We start from the raw sequence: 20,791 nt of genomic DNA, 5'->3' as shown, positions 1-20,791 counted from the left end.
GATGAAAATTGTAATTGCGCCAGATTCATTTAAAGAGAGCTTAAGCGCTGACCAATGCTGCCAGGCAATTAAAGCCGGATTTTCGGCCATATACCCGGATGCAGAATATATTTGTTTACCGGTTGCTGATGGCGGAGAGGGAACAGTGGATGCAATGGTGGCGGCGACAGGAGGAAAAGTTATCTCTGTGGGAGTCTGCGGGCCGATGGGGGGACAAGTAAAGGGATTTTATGGCCTGACCGGGGATGGTAAGACCGCAATTATTGAAATGGCGGCGGCGAGTGGGCTGATGCTGGTCGAACCGCAGGCGCGCAATCCATTGCTGGCCTCAAGTTACGGCACTGGTGAGCTGATTCTCCATGCGCTGGATGCTGGTATTCGCCATATTATTCTTGGTATTGGCGGAAGTGCGACGGTTGATGGAGGTATAGGGATGGCACAGGCGCTTGGCGTTCGTTTTCTGGATGCGCAAGGTAAGTCATTAAGCGCTGGGGGTGGGAGTTTGTCTCGCCTTGCACACATCGACCTGCAACAGTGCGATCCGCGGCTGAAAGCGTGTCGAATTGACGTTGCCTGTGACGTCGATAATCCGCTGGTTGGTCCGCGCGGTGCTGCAAGGGTATTCGGCCCGCAGAAAGGGGCTACGCCTGAGATGGTTGAGATGCTGGAAGAAGGGCTACTCAACTATGCCCGTGTGCTGCAAACCCTGACCGGTGAGGATGTTGCTCAGATGCCTGGCGGCGGGGCGGCTGGAGGAATGGGGATTGCTGCGGCTATCTTCCTGCAGGCCACTATGAAACCCGGGATCGAGATTGTGCTGCAGGCTGTACATCTGGAGCGGGCAATCAAAGATGCGGCGCTGGTTATCACCGGCGAGGGACGTATTGATTCACAAACGGTCGGTGGCAAAGCGCCAATCGGCGTAGCGTCGGTTGCCGTGCGGCATCACGTTCCCGTTATTGGTATTGCTGGGGTGTTGGGCGACGGCGTAGAGGTGGTGCACAGCCATGGTATCGATGCGGTATTCAGTATTCTACCGCGACTCGCGCCGTTAGCAGAAGTGCTGGCGAGCGGTGAAACTAATCTCTATCACTGCGCGCGTAATATCGCTTGTGCGATGAAACTGGGTCAGGCGATGACTCTGCGTTAAGCATAAAAAAAGCCACGGTATATACCGTGGCAAAACCCAACATAGCTAAATAAAAAAAGTATCAGGAGGACTGCAGGCTGTTAAATCTCGACATCCCGGTTGCAATCTTTGGAGTAGATGTAGCTGAATGCTTCACCACGCCCCACGCCGTATCCGGCCTGCAGGGAATAAGCGCCCATAAAGATGTAGTCGCCTTTTTTCACCGGGATCCACTGATTGTCGAGGTTATAAACTCCCTGGCCTGAAAGAATATAAGCGCCGTGTTCCTGGACGTGTGTTTCGATATAACCGTGGCTGGCGCCCGGCTCGAACGACAGAATGTGCATATTCATATCGAAACCCAATTCTTTAGGCAGGAAATCCAGCAGAATCACGTCATCCATACCTTCGTAATGGATGCGTTCTAACTGATTGGCGTTACCGGAGACCAGCCACGGCGCATGGCCCGCTACGGGGATGTAACGACGTTTGTATAAAAACAGCTGGCTGTCTTCAGCCTGAGCATTGCTAAAGGTGAGCAGCTCGCCTGGCGGGCAGTACAGATATCCACCCTGCGTTAAAGTGAATGTTTTACCTTCCGCTTTTGCCTCAATTTTGCCGGACATAACATAAACCAACGTTTCAATGCCTTCGCCGCCGAAACCGCTCTGGTTGCCCCCGTTCTGATGTACCGTCACCAGATAATCAACAAACGACGCGCCCAATTTTGGCGTTGAGAGGATGGTGACGTCACAGTTTTCAAAACCCGGAATGATATTTTTAACCAGTCCATCGGGGGTTAAGAGGGCAAAGTTACCGTGTTTTACAATTGCGCGGTTAGCCAATAAATCATCGCGGTAACCCGTGACGTTATTCAGATATCCCATTGTTGACTCCTTATTTTTGCCAGGCAAGTTGATGAAGCATTAATGCCAGAGTTTTGACCCCTTCGGCAAGGTCGTTAATATTTGTGCGTTCAGCGGGGTTGTGGCTGATACCGTTAATGCTGGGAATGAATATCATGCAGGTCGGCACCCGGGGCGCGAAAATCTGCGCATCATGGCCCGCGCCACTATGCATCACGCGATAGTTCAGCTGTTCCTTTTCACACAGTTTGGTGAGGGTGGCGACCAGTTTGCTATCCATCGGAACCGGCGTTTCGTCCATCCACAAATCGATATCAATGCTGATATCCATTTCGTCGCAGATGGCGCGCATGTCATTTTCCAGTTGCTGAGTAAAATCACGCAGCACTTCGGCGTCGGTGTGACGGCAATCGATGGTGAAGGTCGTTTTTCCTGGCACCACGTTGACAGTGTTTGGCTGCGGCTCAACTTTGCCAAAGGTCAGAACCAGAGGATCGCCATGTTTTTTGGCTTTCTCAATCGACTGGCTACAGATACGGCTGAAGGCGTAAACAGTGTCGCGACGGTAGCTCAGCGGCGTTGTACCTGCATGGTTAGACTCGCCATTCAGCGTTACCGTATAGCGACGCTGCCCGACAATCGCGCTGACGACCCCGATAGACTGACCATTGCTTTCAAGCACGCACCCTTGCTCGATATGTAATTCAACAAAGGCTTTGATGTCACTGCGAGCGTGTAGTGGTTCTGTGGGGAGGGTAAAGCCGCAGGCGTTCATCGCATCAACAAAGCGTGTGCCTTTGGCGTCCTGGATGTTGCGGACGTCATCGGGATTTGCCAGCCCAAAAATGTTCTTGCTGCCCCAGAAAACATATGGGAAACGGCTACCTTCTTCTTCAGCCATGGAGACCACTTCGACCGTTTTCAGCGGAGCGCCGTAGGTTGTCTTAAGCCAGTCAATCGCTAACCACGCCGCCAGCGCGCCAAACTGGCCGTCAAGATTGCCGCCGTTAACGACGGTGTCAATATGCGAGCCGCTTAAAATGACCTGTTCCGGGGATTCGCTCCCGCGCAGGCGACCATACAAATTGCCCACTTCATCAAAGCGCGTTTCCAGGCCGCTGTCATCCATACGCTTTTTGAATTGCTGTTGTGTTTCAAGCCATTCTGGCGAATACAGCAAGCGCGTCATCCCACCGGTAGGATCTGCGCCAAAGGAAGAGAGCCAGGGAAGGGATTCTTCTATTGCGTGACGAAAATGGTTGATCATATGAAATTCCTGTTTCAATAATTATTGTGCAAAGGGATTCTTTGTTTCGTATGACTTGATATAGAGAGCATCGGAAATCAGGTATTGATAAATATCGTCAACAATGTCGACACCATGAATCGCAGCATTGCGTTGATTAATATCTTGATCCTGTCCGGGGTAATAAACCTGTTTAAAACCAGGTGCAGGAGCAACGGCATTTAACTCTTGCATGGTCTGGCTGAGATGCTGACGAAATAATTGGCTGGAGGAGAAAAATTCGGGGTTTATTACTAAATGCAGTTGGCCTAAATTACGTCCAGCATGCAGATCTTCATACATAGAACTGACCTGACGACCAAACGGTAACCCCAACAGGATACCGGATAACACATCGATCATCATCATCAGACCATACCCTTTTGGTCCGGCCGCGGGTAGCAACGCATTGACTGCAAAAGGATCGGCTGTAGGTGCGCCATTTTTATCGACAGCCCAGGTATCCGGGATGGGTTCATTGCGTGAGCGGGCATCCAGAACTTTGCCCCAGGCCTGCACCGTCGTCGCCATATCGAAGGTCATGATATCGTCGCCAACCCCAGGCGCTGCGAAGGCTAACGGATTGGTTCCGTAGTAAATTTCTGCGCCGCCGAACGGTACGACCATTGGATCGGACTGGCAAATGGAGAGGCCAATCAAGCCTGCACGGGCGGCTTGCTGGACAAAGTAAGAAATGGCTCCGCTGTGTCCCATTCTGCTAATGCCGACCACGGCGACACCATTTTTTTTAGCAATTTCAATTGCATGCTCCATACCCATCTTTGCTGCGACTTGCCCGGCGGCATTATCGGCATGCAAAATCGATGTGCAAGGACCGGTGTCTTCAAAACGAAAGGTGGGTTCGCGGTTAGTGCCGCCTTTTGAAATGCGCTCGGCATAGTATTCAACACGAACGGCGCCATGAGAATGAATGCCTCTGGCATCGGCATAAACCAATACCTCGGCAACCGTTGCGGCGTGCTCTCGTTTTAGTCCGGCCTTGCAAAGCTTATTCTCGATAAGCTGGTGGAGTGTTTCCCGACTGATTTTCATCTGTCTTCCTTTTTAACGACGGTGTGAAGCATGACTGCCGTTAACATACCGGGAAAATAAATCTAATATGTGATCCAGACAGGCAAAAATATATAGTTAGAATTTATTTGATAATCAGTGCTGGTTTGCCATTTTTTTTAAATAAATAATGCCGTTAGAAAATAACATCTAATCCTCCTGTGGTTATTAAAATTCTTTTGCTAATGATCTGTGTGTGATGCCAGTCACTCTATTTGTGATGTTGGATATATACCTTGAGTTCCACATTGACACTACTCGTGCAATTGCCATGGGTGCAATTATTAAGGGGTTGTTATGATCCACGCCTTTATTAAAAAAGGGTGTTTTCAGGACTCTGTCAGTTTAATGATCATTTCACGTAAGCTGAGTGAGTCCGAAAATGTAGACGATGTATCGGTCATGATGGGAACGCCGGCGAATAAATCGTTACTGGAAACGACCGGGTTTTGGCATGACGATTTTAATCAGGCTACGCCGAATGATATTTGCGTGGCTATTCGTACTGAAGCGGCGGATGAGAGTATTACGCAGGCCATTTTGCAACAGCTGGATGAGTCGTTGCAGCAACTGGCGCAGGCTACCGGGGGAAGCCAAACGCTACTGCAGGTCAGACGCTGGGAAAGTGCGAGTCAGAAATTGCCTGAGGCGAATATGACGCTAATTTCTGTTGCTGGTGAATACGCGGCAGAACTGGCGAACCAGGCGCTGGATCGCAACCTGAACGTCATGATGTTCTCCGACAACGTCACGCTGGAAGATGAAATCAATCTCAAGCGCCGCGCACGAGATAAAGGTCTGCTGGTGATGGGACCGGATTGCGGAACCGCCATGATCGCCGGTACGCCGCTGGCTTTTGCCAACGTAATGCCGGAAGGCAATATTGGTGTGATAGGTGCCTCCGGCACAGGGATCCAGGAGCTCTGTTCACAGATAGCGCTGGCCGGGGAAGGCATCACTCACGCCATCGGGCTGGGCGGACGCGATCTGAGCGCTGAGGTGGGGGGCATTAGCGCACTTACCGCGCTGGAGATGCTCGGTACAGATGATAAAAGCCAGGTGCTGGCTTTTGTGTCTAAACCACCGGCGGAAGCTGTTCGTCAGCGTATTGTCACGGCGATGAAAGCCACGGGAAAACCCGTTGTGGCCCTGTTTTTAGGTTACACCTGCACAGCGGCCCGTGATGAAAACGTCTGGTTTGCATCGACGCTGGATGATGCGGCCCGTCTAACCTGTTTACTGGCGCGAGTCACGGCGCGACGCTGCGCGCTTGCTGCCACGGGAGATGGACTGATTCGTGGGCTATATACCGGAGGAACGCTGGCTGCCGAAGCGGCGGGACTGTTGGCCGCACACCTAAACGTTGCAGCGGATGCTCAGCATCATCACGGCATGATGCTGGATGCCGCCGGGCATCAGATTATTGACCTGGGGGATGATTTTTATACCGTCGGGCGGCCGCATCCGATGATCGATCCTGCACTACGTAATCAGCTTATTACGGATCTCGGTTCGCAGCCGCAGGTACGGGTGTTATTGGTCGACGTCGTGATTGGTTACGGTGCGACGGCAGATCCTGCGGCATCAATGGTTCAGGCCTGGCAAAAGGCATGTGCTGCCCGAAACATCGAGCAACCGCTGTTTGCGATTGCGACGGTGACCGGTACAGAACGCGATCCGCAGTGTCGTTCACTGCAAATTGCCACGCTGGAGGACGCCGGTATCGCTGTAGTGAGTTCACTGCCTGAGGCAACTCTGCTTGCCGCCGAACTTATTCGGCCATCTCGACCGTTATCTCATCAATCCGCACCTTCTCTACTGGAAAAAGTAGCGGTCATTAATGCCGGGTTACGCAGTTTTGCACTGGATTTACAAGCGGCAGAAAAGCCTGTGGTGCATTACCAGTGGGCGCCTGTCGCTGGCGGTAACAAAAAACTGGCTCGTTTATTAGAACGTTTGCAATAAGGGGTTCCAATGTTTACATCAGTGGCGCAAGCCAATGCTGCAGTAATCGAACAAATTCGTCGTGCGCGCCCGCACTGGCTGGATGTGCAACCCGCGTCCTCGTTAATCAGCGAACTCAATGAAGGAAAAACACTGCTTCATGCAGGACCGCCAATGCGTTGGCAAGAGATGACCGGCCCGATGAAAGGGGCCTGCATTGGTGCATGCCTTTTTGAAGGGTGGGCCAATGATGAAATGAGCGCGCTGGCATTACTGGAGCAGGGGAAAATCAATTTTGTACCTTGCCATCACGTTAATGCCGTGGGGCCAATGGGTGGGATCACCTCTGCCAGCATGCCGATGCTGGTGGTGGAAAACATCACTGAAGGGAACCGGGCTTACTGCAATCTCAACGAAGGCATTGGCAAAGTGATGCGTTTCGGCGCATACGGAGAAGATGTCCAGCAGCGTTTACGCTGGATGCGCGATGTCCTGATGCCAGTCTTAAGCGCAGCGTTGGGCACTTTGGAGCAGGGTATTGATTTGACCGCCATGATGGCGCAGGGCATTACGATGGGGGACGAGTTCCATCAGCGCAACATTGCCTCTTCAGCCCTGCTAATGCGAACCCTGGCACCGCAAATTGCCCGTCTGCAACATGATAAGCAGCAGATTGCTGAGGTAATGGATTTCCTCAGCGTAACCGACCAGTTCTTCCTCAACCTGGCGATGGCTTACTGCAAAGCAGCGATGGACGCCGGAGCGATTGTGCGTTCTGGCAGTATTGTGACGGCGATGACCCGTAATGGCGACATGTTCGGAATTCGGGTGAGCGGACTTGGCGATCGCTGGTTTACCGCACCTGTTAACACACCGCAGGGACTGTTCTTTACTGGTTTTTCACAGGAGCAGGCAAACCCGGATATGGGCGATAGCGCCATCACCGAAACTTTTGGCATTGGCGGTGCAGCGATGATCGCCGCACCTGGCGTCACGCGTTTTGTCGGTGCAGGAGGGATGGAAGCCGCGAAATCCGTGTCTGAGGAGATGGCGGAAATCTATCTGGAGCGCAATATGCAGTTGCAGATCCCCGGCTGGGATTTCCAGGGGGCCTGCCTGGGACTCGATATCCGTCGCGTGGTCGAAACGGGGATTACGCCGCTGATCAATACCGGTATTGCGCATAAAGAGGCCGGTATTGGCCAGATTGGCGCGGGAACCGTCCGTGCGCCGTTAGCTTGCTTTGAGCTGGCCCTGGAAGCGCTGGCTGAAAGCATGGGCATTAGCTAAAAGGGGGGCGCATGATGATCATCCATCCTCTGCTCGGCAGCCAGCAGTCTGCGGATTTTCGCCAGGTATGGCAGTTGTCCGGCATCTGGCGGCGCGCGATTAATCTTGTGGCCGAAAGCGGTGCACTGTTGACGTTGCACCGCCAGGGTAGCGGCTTTAGCCCGGGAGGATGGGTGATCCGTACGCATGACTTTGATGCGCTGCGTACGGCGTTACGTGGGAGTGAAACCCCTCTGGCTGTCCCAAGGGGGATCCAGTTGGGGCCATTTTTGCTGTGCCAGCCGCGGCGCTGCTGTTCATTGAGAATAACTTACCGTCCACATTCCCCGCGCCTTGCACCCGACTGGATGGAGCGCGGCGAGGAAACGGGATTGTTCGGGCCATTAATGCTGGCGGCAAACCTGCCTTTGTGCCCCGAGCTACGTCAGTTCCGCCACTGCTTTTTCTCGGCGCTTGCGGGGATGCCAACAGACTGGCGACAGTGGTTAGGCAAAGGGCCCGGTTTAACGCCCAGTCATGATGATACATTGACTGGCATGCTGCTGGCGGCCTGGTATTTCGGCGCGCTGAATAAGGTTTCCGGTCACCGTTTCTTTGATGATTCCGGCTACCTTGAGCAGGCGACGACTGTGGTTAGCGTGAGCTACCTACGCTACGCGGCATCAGGTTACTTCGCTTCACCTTTACTCCACTTCACCCATGCTTTGCGTCGCCAGGAAAGGCTGGACACAGCGATAAATTCGCTGCTGGCGCTTGGGCATACCTCCGGTGCAGACACCCTGTTGGGGTTCTGGATTGGGCAACAAATCATAGAAGGATAGGGAATGAAAACGCTGGTGGTTGCTCTTGGTGGCAACGCATTATTGCAGCGCGGCGAGGCGCTGACCGCAGAAAATCAATATCGTAATATTGCCAGCGCCGTACCTGCCCTGGCGCGTCTGGCGCGCTCTTACCGTCTGGCTATTGTACATGGCAACGGACCGCAGGTTGGCCTGCTGTCGTTACAGAATCTTGCCTGGAAGGAGGTCGAGCCTTATCCATTAGATGTGCTGGTTGCCGAGACTCAGGGCATGATTGGTTATATGTTGGCCCAGAGCCTGACCGCTGAACCGGAGATGCCGCCGGTGACCACGGTGTTAACACGGATTGTTGTGTCAGAGGACGATCCTGCGTTTATGGCACCGGAGAAATTTATCGGCCCGGTATATTTGCCCGAAGAACAAACGCAACTGGAAGCCACCTACGGCTGGCATATGAAGCGTGACGGCAAATATCTGCGGCGCGTTGTCGCTTCGCCAGAACCTCGCCAGATTGTAGAAAGCGATGCCATTAAGCTCTTACTTAAAGAAGGGCATGTGGTAATTTGCAGCGGGGGAGGCGGCGTACCTGTTACTGGCGAAGGATTAGGGTCTGAAGCGGTCATTGATAAGGATCTGGCTGCGGCGTTGCTGGCTGAACAGATTGATGCCGATGGTCTGGTCATTCTGACCGATGCCGATGCGGTCTATGAAAACTGGGGGACGCCGGAGCAGCGCGCGATTCGTCAGGCCTCTCCTGATGAACTAGCGCCGTTTGCGAAAGCCGATGGTTCGATGGGACCAAAGGTCACCGCCGTCAGTGGATATGTGAAACGACGTGGGAAACCGGCCTGGATTGGCGCGTTGTCACGTATTGAAGATACGCTGGCGGGCAAAGCCGGAACCTGTATCCGTCTGTAAAAAATGGGCGGCGTGCGTAAACACGCCGCCCATATCGGCTTATTTCAGCGTTGACTGCGCCCAGATAATACCGCTGGCATATTCCGGCGGCAGCAGGGGGATAAGCGCTTCCAGCGTCGCGCTAAGACGCGCGGTATCGCTGTCGCTCAGGTTCAGGTGTCCCACTTTACGCCCTTCACGCACCTCTTTGTCATACCAGTGCAGATGCACCAGCGGCAGCTTCAGCCAGTCATAGTTCAGGTCGCTACCAATCAGATTTACCATCACCGAAGGAGTGTTCACTACCGGCGTGGGTAACGGCAGGTGGGTAATGGCGCGCAGGTGCAGCTCAAACTGGCTGATGCTGGCACCGTTTTGCGTCCAGTGCCCGCTGTTGTGCACGCGTGGAGCCAGTTCGTTAATCAGCAGACCTTCCGGGGTGATGAAACATTCCATCGCCATCACGCCGACATAGCCCAGCTCCTGCATGATGGCAGAGAGCATCGCTTCGGCCTGTTTCTGCTGTTTGGCGTTAGCCTGTGGGAAGACCACGCTGGTGCGCAGAATGCCGTCCTGGTGCAGGTTATGGGTCAGCGGATAGAAGACGGTGCTACCGTCGTGCGCACGAGCGCCAACCAATGAGACTTCACCAGAGAAGTTGATTCCCCGCTCAACGATGCACTCGCCGTAGCAGTCGTCCGGCAGTTGTTCGGTTTCATTTACGCGCAAACGCCACTGCCCACGACCGTCGTAGCCGCCGACGCGACGTTTCACGATCGCCAGCTCGCCGAGTTTGTCGAATACTGCAGGCCATTCGCTTTTATCCGCCAGCAGTTGCCACGGCGCAGTTGCCAGGCCGAGCTTGTCAAAAAGCTGCTTTTGCGTCAGACGGTCGGCAATAATCGGGAAAACGTCGCGGTTGACAAACGCCGGGTGGCGCGCGAGCTCGCGGGTGAGCGCCGTTTCCGGCCAGCGCTCAATCTCAGCGGTGATCACGCTTTGCTGAAAAGGGACCGCTGCTGGTTCGGCATCCAGCCCGACGGGCCAGACCGCAATGCCCAGCGGCTCACCGGCCTGGCGCAGCATGCGCCCTAGCTGACCGTTACCGAGTACGCAGACCTGCTTCATGCCGCACCTCGCGGGTCCGGATTCTCCAGCACCTCGTCGGTTTGTGCTTTGCGCCAGTCGTTCAGACGCTGGTGTAATGCTTTGTCGTGTGTTGCCAGAATTTGTGCTGCCAGCAGGGCCGCATTTGCCGCGCCCGCTTTGCCGATAGCCAGCGTTCCGACCGGAATACCGCGCGGCATCTGTACGATGGAGTAAAGGCTATCTACGCCGCTAAGCGCCGCGCTTTGCACCGGGACGCCTAAAACAGGCACCAGCGTTTTCGCCGCAATCATGCCTGGCAGATGTGCAGCGCCACCCGCACCGGCAATGATCACCTGATAGCCGTTCTCTTCTGCGCTTTCAGCGAAGCTAAACAGCTTGTCAGGGGTGCGGTGGGCGGAGACGACTTCAACATGATGCGGCACGTTCAGAATTTCGAAGATTTCGGCGGCGAACTGCATGGTAGCCCAGTCGCTTTTGGACCCCATCACGATGGCGACACGCGCCGGGTTATTGCGGGAAGACATGCGTCTGAAAACTCCTGTGATGCACTACACTCGACTTTTGAGGCCACAGAGAATAGCATAATTCGCCGTCAAGGAAAACGATTGCGCGCTTTGCACTTCACCCTTCAGGCAGCCTTTGTAGTTGGCTGCATCTCAACGAGTTTTGTGTAAATAGGAACTGGATATCTGCGGAATTAAAACGGAAATGCGATTAGTTCAACGTCATCTGGCGTGACTTTGATCATCGACCCTTCGGTGTGCCATGCGCCTAATACCACGCGGAAAGCGGGTTGCTCATTGGCCGTAAGTTCGTGGACTGCCGGGCGGTGGGTGTGGCCGTGAATTAACCACTGGACCTGATGCTTTTCCATCTCGGTGATGACGGCCTGCGGATTCACATCCATGATCTCCAGTGACTTGCTGCTGTTGGCCGCTTTGCTATTGGCGCGCATTTTCGCGGCGATATGTTGGCGAACGAACAGAGGTAGGGAGAGGAACAGCTTCTGTAGCCAGGGTTGATGTACTTTGGCGCGAAACGCCTGATAGCCTGCATCGTCGGTGCACAAAGTGTCGCCATGCATGATCAATACCTTGCGGCCATACAGGTTGAGTACTTTTTTCTCAGGCAGCAAGCTCATGCCGCTTTCACGGGCAAAACGTTTGCCGAGCAGAAAATCTCGATTGCCGTGAATAAAAAAACAGGGAACGCCGGAATCAACCAGTGATTTTATCGCCGCGGCTATTTCATGATGCAGTGGGGTTGGGTCGTCGTCGCCAATCCAGGCTTCAAACAGGTCGCCGAGAATGTACAGTGCATCAGCTTTTCGCGCATCACCGGCTAAAAAACGCAGAAAACCGGCGGTGATCGCCGGTTCTTCTGTGCAGAGGTGAAGATCTGCAATAAACAGTGTCGTCACGATTACTCGCTGACGGTCACGTTTTCGATGATGACGTCTTCTTTTGGCACATCCTGGTGCATACCGCTGCGACCAGTGGAAACGCCTTTGATTTTATCAACCACGTCCATGCCTTCAACAACTTCAGCAAACACGCAATAACCCCAACCCTGCATGCTTTCGCCGGAGAAGTTCAGGAAGTCGTTGTCTGCAACGTTGATGAAGAACTGTGCGGTTGCGGAGTGCGGAGCCTGAGTACGCGCCATCGCCAGCGTACCACGGGTGTTTTTCAGACCGTTGTTCGCTTCGTTTTTGATCGCTTCTTTCGTGGCTTTTTGCTTCATGCCAGGTTCGAAACCGCCGCCCTGGATCATGAAACCGTTAATAACACGGTGGAAAATGGTGTTGTTGTAAAAACCTTCGCGGCAGTAGTCCAGGAAGTTTTTAACTGTTTCAGGCGCTTTATCATCAAACGTTTTGATTACGATATCGCCGTGATTAGTGTGGAAAGTAACCATTTTTGCATCCTGTTCCGATAGATTGGTGCTTCGACCCCGTGAAGGGTCAGAGTTAGGGGTGTGTTATAGCATAACCGCAAGCTGCGATCACCTCGCAAAGTGTGCTGCTTCCGGTCTAAATTATGGGTATTATACAGACTTTACTATCCACACACGTCTACACGGAATCTTCGATGTTAAAAATCTTTAATACACTGACGCGCCAAAAAGAGGAATTCAAACCTATTCATGCCGGGGAAGTCGGCATGTACGTGTGTGGTATTACCGTTTACGATCTCTGTCATATTGGCCACGGACGTACCTTCGTTTCTTTCGACGTTGTCGCGCGCTATTTGCGCTTCCTCGGCTATAAGCTGAAATATGTGCGCAACATTACCGATATTGATGACAAAATCATCAAGCGCGCGAATGAAAACGGTGAGAGCTTTGTGGCGTTGGTCGACAGAATGATCGCGGAAATGCATAGCGATTTCGACGCACTGAATATTCTGCGCCCGGATCTGGAGCCGCGCGCTACGCACCATATCGCTGAGATCATTGAAATCACTGAACAGCTGATTGCCAAAGGTCACGCTTATGTCGCTGATAACGGCGACGTGATGTTCGACGTGCCGACTGACCCGAACTATGGTCAGCTGTCACGCCAGGATCTGGATCAGCTGCAGGCGGGCGCACGCGTTGATGTGGTTGATGTGAAGCGCAACCCGATGGACTTCGTGCTGTGGAAAATGTCCAAAGAAGGCGAGCCGAGCTGGCCGTCTCCGTGGGGCGCGGGTCGTCCTGGCTGGCACATCGAATGTTCGGCGATGAACTGCAAACAGTTGGGCAACCATTTTGATATTCATGGCGGTGGTTCGGATCTGATGTTCCCGCACCATGAAAACGAAATCGCTCAGTCCACCTGTGCGCATGACGGTGAATACGTTAATTACTGGATGCACTCCGGGATGGTGATGGTTGACCGGGAGAAAATGTCCAAATCGTTGGGCAACTTCTTTACCGTGCGTGACGTGCTGAAATACTACGATGCCGAAACCATTCGCTACTTCCTGATGTCTGGTCATTACCGTAGCCAGTTAAACTACAGCGAAGAGAACCTGAAGCAGGCGCGTTCTGCGCTGGAGCGTCTGTATACCGCGCTGCGCGGCACCGATAAGTCCGTTGCCCCAGCCGGTGGCGAAGCCTTTGAAGCGCGCTTCATTGAAGCGATGGACGATGACTTCAATACGCCGGAAGCCTACTCCGTGCTGTTTGATATGGCGCGTGAGGTTAACCGCCTGAAGGGTGAAGATATGGCGGCGGCTAACGGTATGGCTTCGCATCTGCGTAAGCTTTCCAGCGTGCTGGGCCTGCTGGAACAGGAGCCCGAAGCATTCCTGCAAAGCGGTGCGCAGGCGGATGACGGTGAAGTTGCTGAAATTGAAGCGTTAATCCAGCAGCGTCTGGATGCCCGTAAAGCCAAAGACTGGGCGGCAGCTGACGCCGCGCGTGACCGTCTCAATGAGATGGGTATCGTGCTGGAAGATGGCCCGCAGGGCACTACCTGGCGCCGTAAGTAATGATATTGATTGCCGGATGGCGGCTCGCGCCCTGTCCGGCAATCAATGTACGAATGTCGGTCGGATAAGACGCTTGTCGTATCCGGCAAATTAATATTTCCGATACCACCACAGCACACCCATCATCATAACTCCCGGTAGCCATACCCATATCAACTCCGAAATTATCACCTGGTGCCCGTATGGTGTGGCGTAGCGTGATAGCGCAAACGGGGCGACTTTAATCACCTGCCACGGTGCAAAGAAGCGTTCATCCGACCACGGCCACAGCCAGCCGACGCCTTTGCCGCCAGTGGTGACCGAATCCAACAGGCTGTGCGACAGCAGTGAAACCGTCAGGAATAGCCAGCAGCGAATTAAGCCTGCCTTGAACCATCGTCGACCCATCCATACGCAGAGCAGCGGTACCACGAAGGCGAACAGCAGCGAATGGGTAAAACCACGGTGACCAAACACGTTGCCGTAGGCGACGCCAAGCTTAAACGACAGTACGTCGGCATCCGGCAACATAGCCAGAATGACGCCAGTAAACAGTAATTGCGGGGGGATGACTTTACGCCCGAGACCTAATCCTAAACAGAGAGGAACGGCAGCGTGGGTAACGATTGTTGGCATGATGATCGCTTCATGTGGAAAAACAACATGCTAACAGTTCACTGTGAAGTGGTGATGAAGTCATTATCTGAAAAGGAGAGAGGAAGTGGCCGGACAGGGGTTAACCTCATCCGGCACCTGGGATCACGCCACGACGTTAATGCTGTGGCCTTCAAAGCTGACGGTCTGTCCTGCAACGATTTTGCAGCGTTTACGCGTTTCTACCGCACCATCGACCTTCACTAACCCTTCGCCAATAGCAATTTTTGCCTGGGCGCCGCTTTCGCTCCAGCCTTCCAGCTTCAGTAAATCGCAGAGTTCAACGTGTGGGTGTTTACCCAGTGAAAATGTGGCCATCTTAAACGTCCTTTACATCATGATATTCAACACACGCCTGCAGCGTGTTTTCGATAAGTGTGGCGACCGTCATTGGGCCTACGCCGCCGGGTACCGGCGTGATGTATGACGCGCGTGCGGCAGCATCTTCAAAGACCACATCGCCAACAACCTTACCATTCTCCAGACGGTTGATGCCGACATCAATCACAATCGCACCTTCTTTGATCCACTCGCCGGGAATAAAGCCAGGTTTGCCGACGGCAACAATCAGCAGGTCTGCATGCTCTACATGGCGACGCAGATCTTTGGTGAACCGGTGGGTGACGGTGGTGGTGCAGCCAGCCAGCAGCAGCTCCATGCTCATCGGGCGGCCAACAATATTCGACGCGCCAATAACGACCGCATTCAGACCGTAGGTGTCGATATTGTAACGCTCAAGCAGAGTCACAATACCGCGCGGAGTACACGGGCGCAGGCGCGGCGCACGCTGGCACAGGCGACCAACGTTATACGGGTGGAAACCGTCAACGTCTTTATCCGGCGCAATACGCTCGAGAACTTTAACGTTGTCGATACCCGCAGGTAACGGCAGCTGGACCAGAATACCGTCGATGGTGGTATCTGCATTGAGCGTATCGATCAGCTCGAGCAGCTCTGCCTCGCTGGTGGTTTCAGGCAGGTCATAGGAGCGGGAGACAAACCCCACCTCGTCACAGGCTTTGCGTTTACTCGCGACATAAATCTGCGAAGCCGGGTTGCTACCTACCAGCACAACAGCCAGGCCTGGGGCGCGTAATCCAGCCGCTAAACGCGCCTGAACTTTTTGAGCAACCTCAGAGCGCACCTGCTGCGCAATCGTTTTACCGTCAATAATCTTTGCTGCCATCAGAGAGAGGATTCCGTCTGTTACGTTAAATCGAAGGGGATGCCGCTATTTTGTCAGAAGCGGGACGTGCTGTCAGTTTTCGTTTGCATTTTTACGTGCGCCAGGGGGCGTCACGATCTGCGAATGGGGTCAGTACAGAGGCTTAAGCCTTACGGATAATTAATGAGCATGCTAATTAAAATTAACGTGAATGAAACAACTCATCACCCTGGTATATTCAGGGGTAATGCGCCACAAACCAGTCTGTTACGGTTAATTATGAGGGATTTTACCTCATTCCCACCCAGATTTTTCCTGGGTCCCATTAAGAATTAGCCAGGGTCATTAAAAGGATTTGCAGGTATTTTTCATTAATTGAAATGTTTAATTTATCGCTGTGACGAATAGTCATATTCGCGAGGAATAATTAGTGAATCAAATACTCAGGAGAATTGGGGTAAAAGGTTAGCTAATTCTCATGCGATATATATCTTTACAGGATGCAGAGATAATTAGCCTGACATTTAATGTCGATAATGATTCAAACGGATCCCGCAGGATGCTGGAGCCGGATGTGTGTAATTCAAGGGAAATCCATGAAACGTAAATTAATGACCTCTTCTGTTATTGCCAGCCTGATGTTAGTCGCCGGTGCAGCGGTTGCAGCCGATCCGGTAAGCGTTAGCGGCGGTACTGTGCATTTTGAAGGTGAACTGGTCAATGCAGCCTGTGCAGTCAGTACTCAGTCATCTGATCAGGTTGTGACGTTAGGCCAGTATCGTACTGCCAGTTTTGCCGCAGTGGGTGACACTACAGCACAAATTCCGTTCTCTATCGTGCTGAACGACTGTGACCCGAACGTTGCCGCAACCGCAGCCGTTGCTTTCTCAGGCCAGTCCGATATTACCAATAACAACCTGCTGGCCGTCACTTCTGCAGACAACGGTACCACTGCAGGCGGTGTTGGGATTGAAATTCTGGACAATACGTCCACCGCGCTGAAGCCGGATGGCGCAACCTTCTCTACCGCTCAGGCGCTGGTAGAAGGGACCAACACCCTGCGTTTCTCTGCGCGTTACAAAGCCACTGCCGCAAGCGCAACGCCGGGTCAGGCAAATGCCGACGCGACGTTCATCATGAAGTACGAATAAGCCGTTTTGATTTGCGCAAGGATGACGTTCGCCTCAATGGATGAGGCAATATCCGGGGATGATGAAGGATGCGGCAGATGATAGGGAAAGGCGTGGCGCTGGCGGGAATGCTGTGCGTAATGCCTGTGCTTTCACATACGGTAATACTGGAAAGTGGCCGCGTCCACTTACGGGGACAGCTCGTCAACGGCGCCTGTACGGTCGCCACTGACAGTCAGGATATGCGGGTGCAAATGGGGCAGTATCGCACCAATGCTTTCTCTGGGACGGGAAGCTTCGCCTCTACCAGCGTACCGTTTTCACTGCGCTTAACGTCGTGCAGCTCCGATGTTTATGACCATGTTGGGATTGCGTTTGCGGGCGTGACGCCAGCGGAAGATCCGCAGGTTTTTCTTGCCAGCGGCGATGCGTCTGCGGCTTCGGGGATTGGCCTGGCGTTATTTGACGAGCGCCAACGGCAAATTATACCGAATGCCCTGCCGCTTCATTATGTGCCGATTATAACGCAAGAGATGACGTTTCATTTCACTGCCCGCTATCGGGCTGTCTCGGAAAATATAACGCCGGGAACGCTTCGCTCAGACGTGTGGTTTACGTTGGTTTATCCCTGATTTATTTCCCAACGATAATCGCATCAAAGGTATTTTTAGCTATGTTTAATTATCTAAAATCAGGTTTTATCCTTTTACTGGCCTTATTTTCTGCTGCCAGTGTTCAGGCTGCCGGAGGCATTGCATTAGGCGCCACTCGCGTTATTTATCCGGCCGATGCCAAACAAACGTCCCTGTCTATTAGCAATAGCGATACCAAAGAACGTTACCTGGTTAATTCATGGATTGAGAATAGCGCAGGTGCTAAAGAAAAATCGTTTGTGGTTACGCCTCCGCTGTTTGTCAGTGAACCCAAAAGCGAAAACACGCTGCGTATCATCTATGCCGGTGAACCGTTGCCCAAAGACCGTGAGTCGCTGTTCTGGATGAACGTAAAAGCCATTCCGTCAGTCAATAAAAACAGCCTTGAGGGCAAAAACGTTCTGCAACTGGCGATTCTGTCACGCATCAAACTTTTCGTTCGTCCGAATAATCTGCCGCAAATCCCGGAAGATGCGCCCGGGATGCTGACGTTTGCTCGCTCCGGCAACCACCTGAAAATCAACAATCCGTCAGCGTACTACGTCACGTTGGTCAATCTCAATGTGGGGAAAACGAAGGTCGATAACGTGATGGTTGCGCCGAAAAGCGATGCGCAGGTCCTGCTACCCACGGGCGTTCAGGGCAACGTTACGTTCCAGACGGTCAATGATTATGGCGCTGTAACCCCGGCCAAAACGGTAAGTGTGCGTTGAGATAACGATGAATAAGACAACGTATTTTCCTGGCCTGTTACCGGGGGTTACGCCACCGCTGGCGGGGGTGGCGTTGTCCACGCTGGCGGCGCTCTTTCCCTCTCTAAGCTATGGGGAAAGCTATTTTAATCCGGCCTTTTTATCTGCGGATACGGCAACCGTGGCGGATTTATCACGTTTTGAAAAAGGCAATCACCAGCCTGAAGGCGTTTATCGCGTGGATATCTGGCGCAACGATGAGTTTGTTGCCACTCAGGATATTCGTTTTACTACCAGTGCGGCAAAAGCCGGGGAGAAGTCCGGTGGGTTGATGCCGTGCTTTGGACTCGACTGGGTGAAGCGCCTTGGCGTCAATATCGCCGCGTTTCCGGCACTCAGTAAGGATCCGAACGATACCTGTATCAATCTACCTGAGGCGATTCCCGGCAGCGAGATTGCGTTTGATTTTTCTACCCTGCGCTTAAACGTCAGCCTGCCACAGGCGTCAATGTTAAACAGCGCGCGCGGCTATATTCCACCGGAAGAGTGGGATGAAGGGATCCCGGCCGCGCTGGTTAACTACAGCTTTACCGGCAGCCGTGGCAGTGATACTGACAGCTATTTCCTCAGTATGCTCAGTGGTCTGAACTATGGCCCCTGGCGGCTGAGAAACAACGGTGCGTGGAGCTACTCCAAGGGCGACGGATACCACTCACAAAGCTGGAAAAACATCGGTACATGGCTTCAGCGCGCAATTATCCCGCTGAAGGGCGAACTGGTGATGGGCGACAGCAACACTGGCAACGACGTTTTTGACAGCGTCGGGTTTCGCGGTGCGCGGCTCTATTCCTCAGACAGTATGTATCCCGACAGCTTACAGGGCTACGCGCCTACCGTTCGCGGCATTGCGCGTACCGCAGCGAAACTGACCATTCGTCAGAATGGCTATGTGATTTATCAAAGCTATGTTTCACCCGGCGCTTTCTCGATAACCGATCTCAACCCAACGTCATCCAGCGGTGATCTTGAGGTCACGGTGGATGAGAAGGACGGCAGCCAGCAACGCTATACGGTGCCGTACTCCACCGTTCCATTATTACAACGAGAAGGGCGTTTCAAATATGACGTTGTCGCCGGGGATTTTCGCAGCGGCAATAGCCAGCAATCTTCACCGTTCTTTTTCCAGGGAACATTAATTGCCGGGTTACCAGAGGGCTATACCGCATACGGTGGTACGCAGTTGGCCTCACGTTACACCGCGGTGGTTTTAGGCACCGGTCGAAACCTGGGGGACTGGGGGGCGGTTTCTGTCGATCTCACCCATGCGCGCAGCCAACTGGCGGATGACAGTACGCACCAGGGGCAGTCTTTGCGTTTCTTGTATGCGAAATCGCTGAACAATTTTGGCACTAACTTCCAGTTGTTGGGGTATCGCTACTCAACGCGTGGCTTCTATACCCTCGACGATGTGGCGTATCGCAGTATGGAAGGCTATGAGTACGAATACGACAGTGAGGGCAATCGCCACGACGTGCCCAATGTGACGAGTTACCACAACCTGAGCTACAGCAAAAAGGGCCGTTTCCAGATCAACATTTCGCAGAATCTGGGGGATTACGGATCGCTGTATATCTCGGGTAGTCAGCAGACGTACTGGAATACTTCAGACACCAATACCTGGTATCAACTGGGCTATGCCAGCGGCTGGCAGGGGATTAGCTATTCACTCTCCTGGTCGTGGAATGAATCGGTTGGCATCTCCGACACCGATCGTATTCTGGCGTTCAATATGTCTGTACCGTTCAGCCTGCTGAGCGGACGGCGTTACTCGCGTGATAACGCCCTCGATCGCACCTACGCCACCTTTAATGCCAACCGTAATAGCAACGGACAGAACAGCTGGCAGAGCGGGATCGGCGGTACGTTGCTGGATGGGCGCAATCTGAGCTACAGCGTGAATCAGGGGCACAGCAGCACCAATGGCTATAGCGGAAATGCCAGCGCCAACTGGCAGGCGGCCTACGGTACGCTGGGCGTGGGTTACAACTACGACCGTGACCAGCATGACTACAACTGGCAGTTCTCCGGCGGCGTAGTGGGGCATGCGGACGGCATTACGCTCAGTCAGCCTCTGGGCGATACCAACGTGCTGATTAAAGCGCCGGGTGCGCAGGGTGTACGGATAGAGAACCAGACCGGCGTTCAAACCGACTGGCGCGGATACGCGGTGATGCCATATGCCACCGTCTATCGCTATAACCGCGTCGCGTTAGACACCAATTCCATGAACAACAATACCGATGTGGAGAATAACGTCAGTAGCGTAGTGCCAACGCAAGGGGCGCTGGTGCGGGCGGCGTTTGATACACGAATCGGTGTGCGGGCGCTGATTACCGCCAAACATGCCGGTAAACCAGTGCCGTTTGGCTCCGTCGTGCGTGAAAACACCAGCGGCGTGACCAGCATGGTGGGTGAAGACGGGCAAATCTACCTGAGCGGCTTGCCGCTAAAAGGCGAGTTGTTGATCCAATGGGGGGAAGGCGCAAACGCGCGCTGCGTGGCGCGCTATGCCTTGCCAGAGGATAGCCTGAAACAAGCGGTAACGCTCACGAACGTGACGTGCGAATCTCCGTCAGCACGACAGGAATAA

General features: G+C 53.4%; 20 protein-coding genes. 10 read left to right on the top strand and 10 right to left on the bottom strand.

Annotated features, from left to right (window positions below; translation table 11 throughout):
- The first annotated feature begins 1 nt into the window (after position 1).
- A complete protein-coding gene (gene glxK / locus OGV93_RS07030; RefSeq protein ID WP_287109487.1) occupies positions 2–1,150 on the top strand; it encodes a glycerate 3-kinase in 1,149 nt (382 codons plus the stop codon).
- 80 nt (positions 1,151–1,230) lie between these two features.
- Here the strand turns inward: glxK and allE are convergent, their stop codons facing one another.
- Genes allE through allD form a run of 3 tightly spaced genes read right to left on the bottom strand, consistent with a single transcriptional unit; the run spans position 1,231 to position 4,333 of the window.
- A complete protein-coding gene (allE, locus tag OGV93_RS07025) occupies positions 1,231–2,016 on the bottom strand; it encodes a (S)-ureidoglycine aminohydrolase (RefSeq protein ID WP_287109473.1) in 786 nt (261 codons plus the stop codon).
- Between the two features lie 10 nt (positions 2,017–2,026).
- Positions 2,027–3,262 carry an allantoate deiminase gene (allC, locus tag OGV93_RS07020; protein ID WP_287109472.1) on the bottom strand — a complete coding sequence of 412 codons (1,236 nt, stop codon included), beginning with the start codon at positions 3,260–3,262 and terminating at the stop codon, positions 2,027–2,029.
- Between the two features lie 21 nt (positions 3,263–3,283).
- Entirely contained in the window at positions 3,284–4,333 is a 1,050-nt protein-coding gene (gene allD, locus OGV93_RS07015) for an ureidoglycolate dehydrogenase (RefSeq protein ID WP_181546115.1), read from the bottom strand.
- Between the two features lie 315 nt (positions 4,334–4,648).
- Here allD and OGV93_RS07010 point away from each other — a divergent pair, with 315 nt between their 5' ends.
- From OGV93_RS07010 to OGV93_RS06995, 4 genes are read left to right on the top strand one after another with little or no spacing between them, the layout of a single operon-like run.
- Positions 4,649–6,316, top strand: a complete 1,668-nt coding sequence (locus tag OGV93_RS07010; RefSeq protein WP_287109471.1) for an acyl-CoA synthetase FdrA — start codon at positions 4,649–4,651, stop codon at positions 6,314–6,316.
- Positions 6,317–6,325: 9 nt separating this feature from the next.
- Complete coding sequence (locus OGV93_RS07005) at positions 6,326–7,585, top strand: YlbE family protein (protein ID WP_104652283.1); 1,260 nt, start codon at positions 6,326–6,328, stop codon at positions 7,583–7,585.
- Between the two features lie 11 nt (positions 7,586–7,596).
- Positions 7,597–8,406: an oxamate carbamoyltransferase subunit AllH family protein gene (locus tag OGV93_RS07000; RefSeq protein ID WP_287109470.1), complete on the top strand. Its 810-nt coding sequence runs from the start codon at positions 7,597–7,599 to the stop codon at positions 8,404–8,406.
- A gap of 3 nt (positions 8,407–8,409) precedes the next feature.
- Entirely contained in the window at positions 8,410–9,303 is an 894-nt protein-coding gene (locus OGV93_RS06995; protein WP_104652281.1) for a carbamate kinase, read from the top strand.
- 39 nt (positions 9,304–9,342) lie between these two features.
- On the opposite strand, the gene purK is transcribed toward OGV93_RS06995, so the two are convergent.
- The 4 genes from purK to ppiB form a co-directional block, all read right to left on the bottom strand.
- On the bottom strand, positions 9,343–10,410 hold the full coding sequence (gene purK, locus OGV93_RS06990; protein WP_046276063.1) for a 5-(carboxyamino)imidazole ribonucleotide synthase: 1,068 nt from the start codon (positions 10,408–10,410) through the stop codon (positions 9,343–9,345).
- The gene (gene purE / locus OGV93_RS06985; RefSeq protein WP_016152120.1) at positions 10,407–10,916 is read right to left on the bottom strand and encodes a 5-(carboxyamino)imidazole ribonucleotide mutase; all 510 of its coding nucleotides are present in this window, start codon (positions 10,914–10,916) and stop codon (positions 10,407–10,409) included. Before purE ends, purK begins: the two co-directional genes overlap by 4 nt.
- A gap of 173 nt (positions 10,917–11,089) precedes the next feature.
- Complete coding sequence (gene lpxH / locus OGV93_RS06980) at positions 11,090–11,812, bottom strand: UDP-2,3-diacylglucosamine diphosphatase (RefSeq protein ID WP_101700631.1); 723 nt, start codon at positions 11,810–11,812, stop codon at positions 11,090–11,092.
- A 2-nt stretch (positions 11,813–11,814) separates the two neighbouring features.
- The gene (gene ppiB, locus OGV93_RS06975; protein WP_003021875.1) at positions 11,815–12,309 is read right to left on the bottom strand and encodes a peptidylprolyl isomerase B; all 495 of its coding nucleotides are present in this window, start codon (positions 12,307–12,309) and stop codon (positions 11,815–11,817) included.
- 173 nt (positions 12,310–12,482) lie between these two features.
- On the opposite strand from ppiB, the gene cysS reads away from it, so the two are divergent.
- The gene (gene cysS / locus OGV93_RS06970; protein WP_006685638.1) at positions 12,483–13,868 is read left to right on the top strand and encodes a cysteine--tRNA ligase; all 1,386 of its coding nucleotides are present in this window, start codon (positions 12,483–12,485) and stop codon (positions 13,866–13,868) included.
- A gap of 90 nt (positions 13,869–13,958) precedes the next feature.
- On the opposite strand, the gene OGV93_RS06965 is transcribed toward cysS, so the two are convergent.
- From OGV93_RS06965 to folD, 3 genes are all read right to left on the bottom strand, one after another.
- Positions 13,959–14,483: a metal-dependent hydrolase gene (locus tag OGV93_RS06965; RefSeq protein WP_046276061.1), complete on the bottom strand. Its 525-nt coding sequence runs from the start codon at positions 14,481–14,483 to the stop codon at positions 13,959–13,961.
- A gap of 123 nt (positions 14,484–14,606) precedes the next feature.
- On the bottom strand, positions 14,607–14,819 hold the full coding sequence (gene ybcJ, locus OGV93_RS06960; protein WP_016152124.1) for a ribosome-associated protein YbcJ: 213 nt from the start codon (positions 14,817–14,819) through the stop codon (positions 14,607–14,609).
- Between the two features lies 1 nt (position 14,820).
- Complete coding sequence (folD, locus tag OGV93_RS06955) at positions 14,821–15,687, bottom strand: bifunctional methylenetetrahydrofolate dehydrogenase/methenyltetrahydrofolate cyclohydrolase FolD (protein WP_003021887.1); 867 nt, start codon at positions 15,685–15,687, stop codon at positions 14,821–14,823.
- A 575-nt stretch (positions 15,688–16,262) separates the two neighbouring features.
- Here folD and fimA point away from each other — a divergent pair.
- From fimA to OGV93_RS06935, 4 genes are all read left to right on the top strand, one after another.
- Complete coding sequence (gene fimA / locus OGV93_RS06950; protein ID WP_032946983.1) at positions 16,263–16,817, top strand: type 1 fimbrial major subunit FimA; 555 nt, start codon at positions 16,263–16,265, stop codon at positions 16,815–16,817.
- A gap of 77 nt (positions 16,818–16,894) precedes the next feature.
- Positions 16,895–17,428 (top strand): type 1 fimbrial protein subunit FimI, encoded by a 534-nt coding sequence (gene fimI, locus OGV93_RS06945; protein WP_019076203.1) that lies wholly within the window; start codon positions 16,895–16,897, stop codon positions 17,426–17,428.
- A gap of 41 nt (positions 17,429–17,469) precedes the next feature.
- Positions 17,470–18,162, top strand: coding sequence for a type 1 fimbria chaperone FimC (gene fimC, locus OGV93_RS06940; protein WP_065554225.1), 693 nt, complete (start codon positions 17,470–17,472; stop codon positions 18,160–18,162).
- A gap of 7 nt (positions 18,163–18,169) precedes the next feature.
- Positions 18,170–20,791, top strand: a complete 2,622-nt coding sequence (locus OGV93_RS06935) for a fimbrial biogenesis usher protein (protein ID WP_287109469.1) — start codon at positions 18,170–18,172, stop codon at positions 20,789–20,791.

Source organism: Citrobacter sp. Cb031 (assembly GCF_030336725.1).
Classification (GTDB): domain Bacteria; phylum Pseudomonadota; class Gammaproteobacteria; order Enterobacterales; family Enterobacteriaceae; genus Citrobacter; species Citrobacter braakii.
The sequence above is the reverse complement of the archived record's forward strand: the minus strand, read 5'-3'. Positions and strand labels throughout refer to the sequence as shown.

Excerpts from the sequence above, each read along its gene's own strand:
- OGV93_RS07010 (WP_287109471.1), top strand. The coding sequence starts at position 4,649 with ATGATCCACGCCTTTATTAAAAAAGGGTGTTTTCAGGACTCTGTCAGT.
- cysS (WP_006685638.1), top strand. The coding sequence starts at position 12,483 with ATGTTAAAAATCTTTAATACACTGACGCGCCAAAAAGAGGAATTCAAA.
- allC (WP_287109472.1), bottom strand. The coding sequence starts at position 3,262 with ATGATCAACCATTTTCGTCACGCAATAGAAGAATCCCTTCCCTGGCTC.
- ppiB (WP_003021875.1), bottom strand. The coding sequence starts at position 12,309 with ATGGTTACTTTCCACACTAATCACGGCGATATCGTAATCAAAACGTTT.
- OGV93_RS07000 (WP_287109470.1), top strand. The coding sequence starts at position 7,597 with ATGATGATCATCCATCCTCTGCTCGGCAGCCAGCAGTCTGCGGATTTT.
- fimI (WP_019076203.1), top strand. The coding sequence starts at position 16,895 with ATGATAGGGAAAGGCGTGGCGCTGGCGGGAATGCTGTGCGTAATGCCT.
- OGV93_RS06935 (WP_287109469.1), top strand. The coding sequence starts at position 18,170 with ATGAATAAGACAACGTATTTTCCTGGCCTGTTACCGGGGGTTACGCCA.
- OGV93_RS06995 (WP_104652281.1), top strand. The coding sequence starts at position 8,410 with ATGAAAACGCTGGTGGTTGCTCTTGGTGGCAACGCATTATTGCAGCGC.
- OGV93_RS06965 (WP_046276061.1), bottom strand. The coding sequence starts at position 14,483 with ATGCCAACAATCGTTACCCACGCTGCCGTTCCTCTCTGTTTAGGATTA.
- folD (WP_003021887.1), bottom strand. The coding sequence starts at position 15,687 with ATGGCAGCAAAGATTATTGACGGTAAAACGATTGCGCAGCAGGTGCGC.
- purE (WP_016152120.1), bottom strand. The coding sequence starts at position 10,916 with ATGTCTTCCCGCAATAACCCGGCGCGTGTCGCCATCGTGATGGGGTCC.
- fimC (WP_065554225.1), top strand. The coding sequence starts at position 17,470 with ATGTTTAATTATCTAAAATCAGGTTTTATCCTTTTACTGGCCTTATTT.
- ybcJ (WP_016152124.1), bottom strand. The coding sequence starts at position 14,819 with ATGGCCACATTTTCACTGGGTAAACACCCACACGTTGAACTCTGCGAT.
- OGV93_RS07005 (WP_104652283.1), top strand. The coding sequence starts at position 6,326 with ATGTTTACATCAGTGGCGCAAGCCAATGCTGCAGTAATCGAACAAATT.
- fimA (WP_032946983.1), top strand. The coding sequence starts at position 16,263 with ATGAAACGTAAATTAATGACCTCTTCTGTTATTGCCAGCCTGATGTTA.
- purK (WP_046276063.1), bottom strand. The coding sequence starts at position 10,410 with ATGAAGCAGGTCTGCGTACTCGGTAACGGTCAGCTAGGGCGCATGCTG.
- glxK (WP_287109487.1), top strand. The coding sequence starts at position 2 with ATGAAAATTGTAATTGCGCCAGATTCATTTAAAGAGAGCTTAAGCGCT.
- allE (WP_287109473.1), bottom strand. The coding sequence starts at position 2,016 with ATGGGATATCTGAATAACGTCACGGGTTACCGCGATGATTTATTGGCT.
- allD (WP_181546115.1), bottom strand. The coding sequence starts at position 4,333 with ATGAAAATCAGTCGGGAAACACTCCACCAGCTTATCGAGAATAAGCTT.